This is a genomic window from Streptomyces durbertensis (genome assembly GCF_014156695.1).
Taxonomy (GTDB): Bacteria; Actinomycetota; Actinomycetes; order Streptomycetales; family Streptomycetaceae; genus Streptomyces; species Streptomyces durbertensis.
This window is the reverse complement of the sequence record NZ_WMLF01000143.1, coordinates 1-11,842: the sequence shown is the minus strand read 5'-3', so window position 1 is coordinate 11,842 and position 11,842 is coordinate 1. Positions and strand designations below refer to the sequence as shown.

The following is an 11,842-nucleotide window of genomic DNA, read 5'->3' as shown; positions in this document are numbered from 1 at the left end:
CTTTGTGTGTCCGGCGGGTGTCCGAGTCACACATGGGCGCGCCTCCGCTCGCTGTACGCGGCGGTCAGGTGACGCAGCGCCCAGCGTGGCCCAGAGCTGTCCGAAATGGGCCGGAAATCGGTTGCACTGTTGTGCCATGAGGTGGCCGGAGGCGGGCATTCCGCGTGGTGGTGAAGCGGTAGAGTGGCCCCGCTCCCCACGCACCCCCCCTCACATGACTCATTCATGTGTCTGAGAACGCGAACTTTCTTGTCGACGAACGACGGGAAGGATGTCGTGTTCTTCCGTTATGCCCGGCCAGGATTGCCCGGGTTTCTTGCCGTGTGCGCGTAATGCCCTATTGGTCTAGTCCAGAATTCTCGCCTGGATGGCCTGTTGCAGAGGGCTTCCGTGCGGATACATTCAGCGGCGGTCGACGCGTTCCGGCGCACACCCCCGCGGCTGTGGGGGTGAGGTCTGACCCGGGTCCGCGGAGTGCGGTCTCGTGCAAGGGCCAGCAATAGGGGAGTTAGGAATGGCTCAGGGCACCGTCAAGTGGTTCAACGCGGAGAAGGGATACGGCTTCATCGCGGTCGACGGTGGTGCGGACGTGTTCGTCCACTACAGCGCGATCCAGATGGACGGCTACCGCACCCTGGAAGAAGGACAGCGAGTGGAGTTCGAGATCTCGCAGGGTCAGAAGGGGCCGCAGGCGGACATGGTCCGCGTCACGGCCTGAGCGGCGACCATACACCTGTAGGGAGCCTCACGGCGACCGACGAAGGGTCCGCGCCCCAACCGGGCGCGGGCCCTTTGTCGTTGCGCGCCCCCGAACACGGCTCCCGAGCCGCCGGGACGGGCCGTGGAGCCATGCGGCGGACACCCCGGGACGCGGAACCGCCTTGCACTCGACGGGGTCGAGTGCTAATCATTGGCGTTAGCACTCTGAAGGTGAGAGTGACAACGGAGGACCGGTTCGGTGAGGTCCGCAGGCCGGGTGGGGTAAGGAACCGCCAGGCTCGCAGGCCGTCCGTCGCGGGCGCCAGCGCGGTCCGAAGAAATCCACCCCGTCTGGGAGGACCACTTCACATGGCCAAGATCATCGCGTTCGACGAGGAGGCGCGGCGCGGCCTCGAGCGCGGGATGAACCAGCTCGCCGACGCCGTCAAGGTCACCCTCGGCCCCAAGGGCCGCAACGTCGTCCTCGAGAAGAAGTGGGGCGCCCCCACGATCACCAACGATGGTGTGTCCATCGCCAAGGAGATCGAACTCGAGGACCCGTACGAGAAGATCGGCGCCGAGCTGGTCAAGGAGGTCGCGAAGAAGACGGACGACGTCGCCGGTGACGGCACGACGACCGCGACCGTCCTCGCCCAGGCGCTGGTCCGCGAGGGTCTGCGGAACGTCGCCGCCGGTGCCAACCCGATGGCCCTCAAGCGCGGTATCGAGAAGGCCACCGAGGCCGTCTCCGCCGCCCTGCTCGAGCAGGCCAAGGACGTCGAGACCAAGGAGCAGATCGCCTCCACCGCCTCGATCTCCGCCGCCGACACCCAGATCGGCGAGCTCATCGCCGAGGCGATGGACAAGGTCGGCAAGGAAGGCGTCATCACCGTCGAGGAGTCCCAGACCTTCGGTCTGGAGCTGGAGCTCACCGAGGGTATGCGCTTCGACAAGGGCTACATCTCGGCGTACTTCGCCACCGACATGGAGCGTATGGAGGCCGTCTTCGACGACCCGTACATCCTGATCGCCAACCAGAAGATCAGCAACGTCAAGGACCTGCTCCCGCTGCTGGAGAAGGTCATGCAGTCCGGCAAGCCGCTGCTGATCATCGCCGAGGACGTCGAGGGCGAGGCGCTGTCCACGCTCGTCGTCAACAAGATCCGCGGCACCTTCAAGTCCGTCGCCGTCAAGGCCCCGGGCTTCGGCGACCGCCGCAAGGCCATGCTCGGTGACATCGCCATCCTCACCGGTGGCCAGGTCATCTCCGAGGAGGTCGGCCTCAAGCTGGAGAACGCCGGCATCGAGCTGCTCGGCCGCGCCCGCAAGGTGGTCATCACCAAGGACGAGACCACCATCGTCGACGGTGCCGGCGACAGCGAGCAGGTCCAGGGCCGGGTCAACCAGATCCGCGCCGAGATCGAGAACTCCGACTCGGACTACGACCGCGAGAAGCTCCAGGAGCGTCTGGCGAAGCTGGCCGGCGGCGTGGCCGTCATCAAGGCCGGTGCCGCCACCGAGGTGGAGCTGAAGGAGCGCAAGCACCGCATCGAGGACGCGGTGCGCAACGCCAAGGCCGCCGTCGAGGAGGGCATCGTCGCCGGTGGCGGCGTGGCCCTGCTCCAGGCTGCCAGCGTCTTCGAGAAGCTGGAGCTGGACGGCGACGAGGCCACGGGCGCCCAGGCCGTCAAGCTCGCCCTGGAGGCCCCGCTCAAGCAGATCGCGGTCAACGCCGGTCTCGAGGGCGGCGTCGTGGTGGAGAAGGTCCGCAACCTGACCCCGGGTCACGGCCTGAACGCCGCCACCGGCGAGTACGTCGACCTGGTCGCCGAGGGCATCATCGACCCGGCCAAGGTGACGCGTTCCGCGCTGCAGAACGCCGCGTCGATCGCCGCGCTGTTCCTCACCACCGAGGCTGTCATCGCCGACAAGCCGGAGAAGGCCGGGGCCGCCGCCGCGGACCCGACCGGTGGCATGGGCGGTGGCATGGACTTCTGATCCGTCCCGGATCAGGGCCCGGCGTACGGCCGGGTCGTCCGCACCAACCCGAGGGCGGCGCCTCCCCGGAGGCGCCGCCCTCGGGCGTTTGTGTGTGTCGCCCCTCACCTCCGGTTTGGCGCGGCCGCCCCAAGGGAAGGCGTGCCGACGCCGCGACGCGGCCGCCGACGGGGTTGTGGCGTTGTGCCACCGTTTGTGCGGGTAGCCTGCTTGAGGCCTGACGGGGGCCGTCGACCCACGGTTCCTCCCCGACCGCCGGAACACCCCCCGTGTCCGCCGGACAGGCCGCAGGCACCACCGACCACTAGGACACACGCGCGCATGGAAACCCTCGACGCCCTCATCGTCGACGTCAACGATGTCTTCTGGACCTATCTGCTGATCCCGCTGATCGCGGTCGCGGGCGTGTGGTTCACCCTCCGCTCCAAGGCCGTGCAGGTACGGCTGTTCCCGGAGATGCTGCGCGCGGTCACCGGCAGGGCGGCCCTCGCCCCCGACGGCCGCAAGCACGTCTCCGCGTTCGGCGCCTTCACCATCTCGGCCGCCGCCCGCGTCGGCACCGGCAACATCGCCGGCGTCGCCGGCGCCATCACCGTCGGCGGTCCCGGCGCGGTGTTCTGGATGTGGATGATGGCGCTGCTCGGCGCCGCCTCCGCGTTCGTCGAGTCGACGCTGGCGCAGCTGTACAAGGTGCGGGAGCCGCGGGAGGGCGGCACCTTCCGAGGCGGCCCGGCGTACTACATCCAGCGCGGCCTCGGGAAGCGGTGGGGCGGCATCGTGTTCGCCGTTGTCATCACCCTCACCTTCGGCTTCGTCTTCAACGCCGTCCAGTCGAACACCATCGTCGCCGTCACCTCCAACTCGTTCGACGTCGTCGGAGACCGCTGGTTCGAGGCGCTCGTCGGCGTGGCCATGGTCCTGCTGCTCGGCCTGGTCATCTTCGGCGGCGTGCGGCGCATCGCCCACGTCACCACCGTGCTCGTGCCGCTGATGGCCGTCATCTACCTGGTGCTCGGCGCCATCGTGGTCGTCGTCAACATCAGCGAACTGCCGCGGGTGATCGCTGACATCGTGGGCTCGGCGCTGGGCTTCCGCGAGGTCGCCGGCGGCGCGGTCGGCGCGGCCATCCAGCAGGGCGTGCGGCGCGGCATGTTCTCCAACGAGGCCGGCCTGGGCTCCGCGCCCAACGCCGCCGCCACCGCGTACACCACGCACCCCGTCAAGCAGGGCCTCGTCCAGGCCCTCGGCGTCTTCTTCGACACGCTGCTGATCTGCACGATGACCGCGTTCATCATCCTCAGCGCCAACCCGGACCTGAGCGTGCGTCAGGGCGCCGACCTCACCCAGAGCACCCTCGCCGACAGCCTCGGCGGCTGGGCCGGCCACACCCTGACCGTCGTGGTCATGCTGCTCGCCTTCAGCTCGATGATCGGCAACTACTACTACGGTGAGTCCAACATCGAGTTCATGACGGCCAGTCGGTACGTGCTGCCGGCCTACCGGGTGACCGTCCTGGCCGTGGTGCTGCTCGGCGCGTTCGGCCGGGTCGACACCGTCTGGAACCTCGCCGACGTCTTCATGGGCGCGATGGCGCTCGTCAACCTGCTGGCGATCCTGCCGCTCTCGGTGATCGCCTTCAAGCTGCTCGACGACTACACCGCGCAGCGCAAGGAGGGCCTGGACCCGGTCTTCACCACCGACCGGGTGCCCGGGCTGCGCAACGTCGACTGCTGGGACCCGGACGACCTCCTGGAGAAGCCCACCTCCCGCTGACGCCGAACGCCCGTCCAGGGGCGGCCCCGCACACCGCAGGTACCGGGGCCGCCCCTCGGCGTGACAAGCCGTCCCATAATGTGAGATACCGCACTTCCGGAGCGTCTGTTCAGCGGTGGTTGACGGTGGTTAACCTCCCGGAAGCTCCGACGGGGTTCCGCCCTGTCCGCGCGGAGGCGCCGCCCTCCGCCGGCCGCCGCCCCACCGGTACGCGACCCGTACCCTCCCGGCGCGCGGAGCACCCCACCCGACACACCCAGGACGGGACGCACCACCCGCATGAGCATGATCGACACGCTGGACGCCTTCATTCTGGACGTCAACGACGTCTTCTGGACCTATCTGCTGATCCCGCTGGTAGCCGTCGCGGGCCTGTGGTTCACCTTCCGCTCCAAGGCCGTCCAGCTGCGGCTGGTGCCGGAGATGTTCCGGGTGTTCCGGGACCGGCCGGCCAACGGCGGCGTCAGCCCGTTCGGCGCCTTCACCATCTCCGCCGCCGCCCGCATCGGCACCGGCAACATCGCAGGCGTCGCCACCGCCATCACGCTCGGCGGCGCGGGCGCGGTGTTCTGGATGTGGGTCATGGCGATCGTCGGCGGAGCCTCCGCCTTCGTGGAGTCCACCCTCGCCCAGCTGTACAAGTCGCGCGGCAAGGAGCCCGGCACGTTCCGCGGCGGCCCCGCCTACTACATGCAGCGCGCCCTCGGCATGCGCTGGCTGGGCGTGCTCTTCGCCGTCCTCATCACGCTGACCTTCGGCTTCGTGCTGACCGCCGTCCAGTCCAACACGATCACGGTGGCCGCCGGCGGCTCCTTCGGCGACACCGGCACCACCTTCAAGTGGGTACTCGGCGGCGCGCTGGCCGTGATGCTCGCGCTCGCCGTGTTCTACGGCGTCAAGCGGATCGCCCGCGTCACCCAGGTGCTCATCCCGACGATGGTCGGCCTCTACCTGCTGCTCGGCACGGTCGTCGTGCTGCTGAACATCTCCTCCGTGCCCGGCATGCTCGCCGACATCGTGGCCGGCGCGTTCGGCTTCCGCGAGGTCGCCGGCGGCGCCGTCGGCACGGCGATCCTCCAGGGCGTGCGGCGCGGCATGTTCTCCAACGAGGCCGGCATGGGCTCCGGGCCGAACGCGGCCGCCGCCGCCGAGACCAGCCACCCGGTCAAGCAGGGCCTCGTGCAGACCCTCGGCGTCTACGTCGACACCCTGATCGTGTGCACCATGACCGCCCTGATCATCCTCAGCGCCAACCCCGCCCTCGGGGAGCGCGGCGGCGCGGACGTCACCCAGACGGCGTTCAGCGAGGCGCTCGGCGGCTGGGCCGGCCACGCGCTGACGCTGGTCGTCTTCATGGTGGCCTTCAGCTCCATGATCGGTAACTACTACTACGGCGAGTCCAACATCGAGTTCATCACCGAACGCCGCTCGGTCATGCACTCCTACCGGGCCGTGGTCATCGGCTGCGTGCTGCTCGGCGCGCTCGGCAAGGTCAGCATCGTCTGGAACCTCGCCGACATCACGATGGGCGCGATGGTCCTCGTCAACCTGCTGGCGATCCTGCCGCTGTCGGTGATCGCCTTCAAGCTGCTCGACGACTACACGGCGCAGCGCCGCCAGGGACTGGACCCGGTGTTCACCCGGGACCGCGTGCCGGGCCTGAAGAACGTCGAGTGCTGGGAGCCGGCCTCCGCGGACGAGAAGGCGCCGGCCGGCGCCGCCCGGGAGTCGGCGCGGGCCTGAACCGCGAAGTGACCGCCGGCGGGGTGGTGTTCCGGACGACGGGACACCACCCCGCCGCGTTGGTCCCGGCCGCGTTGGCCCCGGCCCGGGTCAGGAGGGGTCGCGGACGGCGGCGTGGACGGTGTTCGCCGTCAGCAGGAACAGGTCGGGGCGGTGCAGCACTCCTTCGGGTGAGTCCTCGTCCAGCAGCCGGTCCAGCGTGGCCAGGTCGTCGCTCTCCAGCTCCTCCGCCAGGCGCTCCCGGGACCTGGTCAGCTGGCCGTGGACATGGCGGCGCACCGCCGCGGGCAGCGGATCGCGGATCTCCGTCAGGAACGTCCGCGAACCGACCGGTCGCAGTCCCGCCTCGGCCAGCAGGGCCGGCCAGTGCTCCACGACGGACACCAAGCCGGGCAGCCCGTCGCGCATCCGGGTGAACCACTCCTCGCGCAGCGCCTCCAGCCGGGTCGCCAGCCCCGGCCGGCCGAAGCCGATGTCCCGGGGCAGGTAGCGGGCGGACAGTCCGCCCTCGACGACCGCCAGCGCCCCGCCGTCCTCGACCGCCCCGGCCAGCGCCTTCAGCGCCTGCTGCTGGTCGCCCACGTGGTGCACGACCCTGCTGCTCCACACCAGTCCCGCCCGGCCGAGCCCGGCGGCGTCCTGCGGCAGTTCGGCGCGCCGGGTGCTGATCCGGTCGGCCAGGCCGAGGCGCTCCGCGTGGTGCGCGGCCCGTTCCAGCAGCTCCGGCGAACCGTCCACCGCGACCACCTGGGCTTCGGGGAACGCCTCGGCGAGCAGCGTCGTGTTGATCCCCGGCCCGCTGCCCACGTCCAGCACCCGCTCCGGGGAGCCGCCGCCGGTCGTGTTCAGCACCTCGTCCAGCCAGCCGAGCATCAACCGCACCCCGTCGGCGTACAACTCGGCCTCGGTCTCCAGCGCCTCGGCCATCTCCCGCCAGTCCAGATCCGGCTCGTGGCCCGCGTGGCCGTGGTGCCCGGCGTGCCCCTCGTGCCCGTGCTCTCCGTGCGCGTGGTGGTGCCCGTGCCGTTCGCTCATCCGTCGCTCCCTGGTCCTGTACCGCTTCGGCTGCTTCCGTCGAACGCCGCGAGTGTGCGGCGGGTCGGGCGGCGGCGCCAACGTTTGTTGCCGTCTTCGGGACGACGTCGCCCGGCGGCCGGCGCGTGGGCGCGGAGGTGAGAGGTTGACTCTCACACTGTGTGAGGCGGTCCTGTGGAGGTGTCATGTTGAGTATCGGAGACTTCGCCAGGTACGGCGGCGTGTCGGTGCGGATGCTGCGCCACTACGACGCCGTGGGGCTGCTGCGCCCCGCCCACGTCGACCCGTTCACCGGCTACCGGCGGTACACCGCCGACCAGCTGAGCAGGCTGAACCGGATCATCGCGCTCAAGGAGCTGGGGTTCGGGCTCCAGCAGGTCGCGGAACTGCTCGACGAACAGGTCGGCACGGCGGAACTGCGCGGCATGCTGCGGCTCCGCCGGAGCGAGCTGGCGGCGGCGATCGCCGCCGACACGGCGCGGCTGGCCCAGGTCGAGGCGAGGCTCCAGGTGATCGAGAGTGAGGGACACATGTCCAACGACGACATCGTTCTGAAGAGCGTGCCCCCGGTGCGGCTGGCCGAACTGTCCGCCGTCGCGGACGGCCTGGAGCCGGCGTCGATCGGCCCGGTGATCCAGCCGCTGTACACCAGGCTGCTGGAGGAGCTGGAGCGTTCGGGTGTCGCGGTGAGCGGCCCGGGTGTCGCGTACTACGAGCCGCTGGACGACGGCACCGTGCGGGTGCACGCGGGGGTGACCGTGGCGGTGGAACCGGACGCCGCCCACGCCTTCGACGTGGTCGACCTGCCCGGACTGGAGAGCGCCGCCACCGTGGTGCACCACGGTTCGATGGACCGGGTGATGCCGTCGATCCAACGGCTGGCCCGTTGGATCGACGGCAACGGCTACCGCTCGACGGGCATCCCGAGGGAGGTCAGCCTCTCGTGTGAGGGCGATTCGGAGAACTGGGTCACCGAACTCCAGGAGCCGGTGACCCGGGCCTGACCGGCCGGGCGGGGTCTCGCTGACCTGCGGTGAGTCGCGATGCGCAAGCGTGTCGCGACTCACCGTTCCTCTCTGTCCGGGCTTGGCCATAGCATGTCAGCCAGTGAAAAACTAGCACTGCTCATCGCATTGACACTCCGGAAGGCCGGTCGCATCCTCCAGGCAGAACCTACTGGCCCGTAGGTTCCGTTCAGAGCCACTGCGCCGGCCGTGTAGGACAGCACGGCCGGCGCCGCGTCGCACCCCCACCGCGACCCCCGCCCCACACAGGTGGTCGCCTCGAGCCGCATTCCTGGAGTGTCAGTGAAGTCACCCCTGCGCCGAGTCTGCTCGGGACTCGTCCTCCTCGCCACCACGGCGTCGTTCGGACTGCTCACCACCGCCGGTACCGCCCAGGCCACCGAGGAGCGTCCGCCCTTCTACCAGCCGCCCGCCAGCCTGCCCGCCAACAACGGCGACGTCATCCGCGCCGAACCGGCGACCTTCTACCTCGACCCGCTGAAGCTCATCAAGGTGAACGCCGACGTCCAGCGGATCATGTACCGCAGCACCGACGGTCAGGGGCGGCCCACCGCCGTCACCGGAACGGTCATCACCCCCAAGGCCCCCTGGATCGGCAAGGGCGAACGCCCCCTGGTCAGCTACGCCGCCGGCACCCAGGGCATCGGCGACCACTGCGCGCCCTCCCGGCAGCTCGCCGCCGGCTCCGAGTACGAGGGCCTGTTCGTCAAGGGCCTCGTCGCGCGCGGCTACGCGGTTGTCATGACCGACTACGAGGGCCTCGGCACCCCCGGCCGCCACACCTACGTCAACCGCAAGACCTCCGGCAACGCCGTCCTCGACGCCGCCCGGGCCGCCCAGCGGCTGCCCGGATCCCGTGTGCCCGCCGCCGGACCGGTCGCCGTGACCGGCTACTCCCAGGGCGGCGGCGCGGCGGCCGCGGCCGCCGAACTCGCCCCGACCTACGCCCCCGAACTCCACCTCAAGGGCGTCGCCGCCGGCGCCGTGCCCGCCGAACTCAACGCCGTCGCCAAGCGGTTGGACCGCTCGCCGTACGCGGGCTTCCTCGGCTACGCCGTCGTCGGCCTCGCCGAGGGCTACGACGTCGACACCGACCCCTACCTCAACACGCGCGGCCGGAACTTCATCAAGGAGTCCGAGCGGTACTGCACCATCGAGGCCGTCGCCCGGCACGCGTTCACCGACAGCCGCCGGCTCACCGCCAACGGCAAGCCCATCGCCGACTACCTCCAGGACCCGCGCTGGAAGCCGATCATCGAGGAGCAGCGCATCGGCAGGCAGGCGCCAAAGGTGCCCGTACTGCTCAACCACAGCATGCTCGACGACGCCATCCCCTACAGCGTCGGCCGCCAGCTGTCGAAGGACTGGTGCGCCGCCGGAGCCAACGTGAGGTTCTCCCCCAACCTCGGCCTCACCCACGTCGGCGGCGCCATCACCGCGTACCCCGAGGTGTTCCTGTGGCTGGAGTCCCGCTTCGCGGGCCTGCCGGCCAAGTCCAACTGCTGACGCCGCCCGAGGATCGCCAGGCCGCCGACCGGACCGATCGCGCGCGGACCGGTCGGCGGCCTCGGCTGAACCCGCCTTCCCCGCGCGGCTCAACCCCGCGCGGCTCAACCCCGCGCCGCCTCCAGCGCGTCCCGCAGCCGCCCGTCGCTCGCCGCCAGCAGCTCGGCCGCCCGCACCGCGTCCACCCCGCCGAGCAGCACGAGGATCGCGTTCTTCACCTCGCCGTCGGTGGCCGCCAGCGCCTTCTCGATCTCCTCGTCGCTCGCGCCGGTGGCCTGCGCGACGATCCGCCGGGACCGCGCCTGGAGCTTGGCGTTGGACGCCCGGACGTCCACCATCAGGTTCCCGTAGGTCTTCCCGAGCCGGACCATCGTGATCGTCGAGATCATGTTCAGCACCAGCTTCTGCGCGGTGCCCGCCTTCAACCGCGTGGAACCGGCGACGAGTTCGGGGCCCGTCACCACCTCGATCCGGTGCTCCGCCGCCGCGCCCAGCGGCGACGACTCGTTGCAGGCCAGGCCGACCGTCAGCGCACCGCACCGCCGGGCGTACTCGACCGCGCCCACCGCGTACGGCGTCCGCCCGGACGCGGAGACACCGACCACCGTGTCCGCCGCGCACACCCCCCGCTCCCGCAGGTCGGCGGCGGCCAGCTCCCTGCTGTCCTCGGCGCCCTCCACCGCCGTCAGCAACGCCTGCGGACCGCCCGCGACCAGCCCCACCACCTGACCCGGAGTCGTGTTGAACGTGGGCGGGCACTCGCTCGCGTCCAGCACCCCCAACCGGCCCGCCGTGCCGGCGCCGGCGTAGAAAAGCCGGCCGCCGGCGGCCATCCGGGCGGTTACGGCCTCGATCGCCGCGGCGATCTCCGGCAGCCGCGTGGCCACCGCGCCGGGCACCGCCGCGTCCTGCCGGTTCATCAACCGGACGATCTGCAGCGTGGGCATCCGGTCCACCTCGGCCAGCTCCGGGCTGAACTGCTCGGTGGCGAGGGCGGCGAGCTGGGCACGCAGCTCGTGGTACTCGTCGTGCGGGGTCATCGCGGAGGGCACTCCTCGGCCGCGCGGTGGCGCGGACTGTCGGTCGGGATCGAGTGGTTCGGCGCCATGGCCGGTGTTCGGTCGGTGCCGTGGCTCAGTGCCGGGGCTCAGTGCCGGGGGTCGGGGGAGTGGCGGTGCGCCAGTGCCTCGTAGGAGTCGGACAGGGCCGGCGCCGCCGACTCGTACGTCCGCTGCGCGACCCCGACGAACAGGCAGTCGACCACCAGCAGTTGGCCCGTCCTGCTGGACATCGCCGCCGGCCGCAGCTCGCTCTCCCGGGCGGAGGAGACCGTGAGCACCAGGTCCGCGTAGCTGTTGATCTCCCCGTCCGGACGGCCGGTGATGACCACCGTCGTCGCGCCGCGCTCGAACGCGACCCGCAGCGGTTCGATCACGTCCACGGTCCGCCCCGAATGAGTGACCGCCACCGCCACGTCACCGGCCCGCAACTGCACCGCGTTGGTCACCGCCAGGTGCGGGTCGCTGTGCGCGTGCGCGAGCAGGCCGATGCGCAGCAGCTTCTGCGTCAGGTCCTGGGCGACGAGGCCGGACGCGCCGACCCCGTACACGTCGATCCGGCGCGCCGCCGCGAGCGCCGTGGCGGCCGCCTCGACCTGGACCGGGTCGAGGCAGGCGGCCGTGTCGGCGAGCGTCCGCCGCTCGTCCTGCGCCAGCTTGTTGATGACGTCCGGCATCGGGTCGTCGACGTTGATGTCCGCCGTCACCGAGGGCGCGGCACCGGACGCCTGCTGGGCGGCGAGGCCCGCCAGCGCCAACCGCAGATCCCGGTAACCGGGATAGCCCAGCACCCGCGAGGTCCGTACGACCGTCGCCTCGCTGGTGCCCGTGCGCTCGGCCAGCGCGGTGACGGTGAGCGCCGCGCAGCCGGCCGGATCGGCGGCCACGGTCTCCGCCACCCGCTGCATGGACCGTGTCATCGAAGGCGCGAGCGTCCGCACCTTCGCGGCCAACGCCGCCGGCCCCGGCGGCGCCCCCGCCGTCGCTCCCGTGGCGGCCCCGGCC

At 71.0% G+C, this 11,842-nt stretch carries 9 protein-coding genes; 6 read left to right on the top strand and 3 right to left on the bottom strand.

The genetic code is table 11. The features are described from left to right. The first annotated feature begins 514 nt into the window (after positions 1–514). The 4 genes from GL263_RS12235 to GL263_RS12220 all read left to right on the top strand — a co-directional run bounded on the left by GL263_RS12235 (position 515) and on the right by GL263_RS12220 (position 6,213). Positions 515–718 (top strand): cold-shock protein, encoded by a 204-nt coding sequence (locus GL263_RS12235; RefSeq protein ID WP_004986573.1) that lies wholly within the window; start codon positions 515–517, stop codon positions 716–718. Between the two features lie 350 nt (positions 719–1,068). Next, positions 1,069–2,697, top strand: a complete 1,629-nt coding sequence (gene groL / locus GL263_RS12230; RefSeq protein WP_182855688.1) for a chaperonin GroEL — start codon at positions 1,069–1,071, stop codon at positions 2,695–2,697. Positions 2,698–3,018: 321 nt separating this feature from the next. Further along, on the top strand, positions 3,019–4,470 hold the full coding sequence (locus tag GL263_RS12225) for an alanine/glycine:cation symporter family protein (protein WP_182855687.1): 1,452 nt from the start codon (positions 3,019–3,021) through the stop codon (positions 4,468–4,470). A gap of 279 nt (positions 4,471–4,749) precedes the next feature. Then, complete coding sequence (locus tag GL263_RS12220; RefSeq protein WP_228456454.1) at positions 4,750–6,213, top strand: alanine/glycine:cation symporter family protein; 1,464 nt, start codon at positions 4,750–4,752, stop codon at positions 6,211–6,213. A 90-nt stretch (positions 6,214–6,303) separates the two neighbouring features. On the opposite strand, the gene GL263_RS12215 is transcribed toward GL263_RS12220, so the two are convergent. After that, the gene (locus tag GL263_RS12215) at positions 6,304–7,248 is read right to left on the bottom strand and encodes a class I SAM-dependent methyltransferase (protein ID WP_182855686.1); all 945 of its coding nucleotides are present in this window, start codon (positions 7,246–7,248) and stop codon (positions 6,304–6,306) included. A 185-nt stretch (positions 7,249–7,433) separates the two neighbouring features. On the opposite strand from GL263_RS12215, the gene GL263_RS12210 reads away from it, so the two are divergent. After that, positions 7,434–8,252 carry a MerR family transcriptional regulator gene (locus GL263_RS12210; protein ID WP_182855685.1) on the top strand — a complete coding sequence of 273 codons (819 nt, stop codon included), beginning with the start codon at positions 7,434–7,436 and terminating at the stop codon, positions 8,250–8,252. 303 nt (positions 8,253–8,555) lie between these two features. Beyond that, positions 8,556–9,779 carry a lipase family protein gene (locus tag GL263_RS12205; protein WP_182855684.1) on the top strand — a complete coding sequence of 408 codons (1,224 nt, stop codon included), beginning with the start codon at positions 8,556–8,558 and terminating at the stop codon, positions 9,777–9,779. 104 nt (positions 9,780–9,883) lie between these two features. Here the strand turns inward: GL263_RS12205 and murQ are convergent, their stop codons facing one another. Further along, on the bottom strand, positions 9,884–10,819 hold the full coding sequence (gene murQ / locus GL263_RS12200) for an N-acetylmuramic acid 6-phosphate etherase (RefSeq protein ID WP_182855683.1): 936 nt from the start codon (positions 10,817–10,819) through the stop codon (positions 9,884–9,886). Positions 10,820–10,926: 107 nt separating this feature from the next. After that, the coding region (locus tag GL263_RS12195) for a MurR/RpiR family transcriptional regulator (RefSeq protein ID WP_438947950.1) at positions 10,927–11,842 on the bottom strand (916 nt) is incomplete at its 5' end.

What these genes read in the sequence shown, in the direction of transcription:
- groL (WP_182855688.1), top strand. Translation starts at nt 1,069, where the DNA reads ATGGCCAAGATCATCGCGTTCGACGAGGAGGCGCGGCGCGGCCTCGAG.
- GL263_RS12235 (WP_004986573.1), top strand. Translation starts at nt 515, where the DNA reads ATGGCTCAGGGCACCGTCAAGTGGTTCAACGCGGAGAAGGGATACGGC.
- GL263_RS12210 (WP_182855685.1), top strand. Translation starts at nt 7,434, where the DNA reads ATGTTGAGTATCGGAGACTTCGCCAGGTACGGCGGCGTGTCGGTGCGG.
- GL263_RS12215 (WP_182855686.1), bottom strand. Translation starts at nt 7,248, where the DNA reads ATGAGCGAACGGCACGGGCACCACCACGCGCACGGAGAGCACGGGCAC.
- GL263_RS12220 (WP_228456454.1), top strand. Translation starts at nt 4,750, where the DNA reads ATGAGCATGATCGACACGCTGGACGCCTTCATTCTGGACGTCAACGAC.
- murQ (WP_182855683.1), bottom strand. Translation starts at nt 10,819, where the DNA reads ATGACCCCGCACGACGAGTACCACGAGCTGCGTGCCCAGCTCGCCGCC.
- GL263_RS12225 (WP_182855687.1), top strand. Translation starts at nt 3,019, where the DNA reads ATGGAAACCCTCGACGCCCTCATCGTCGACGTCAACGATGTCTTCTGG.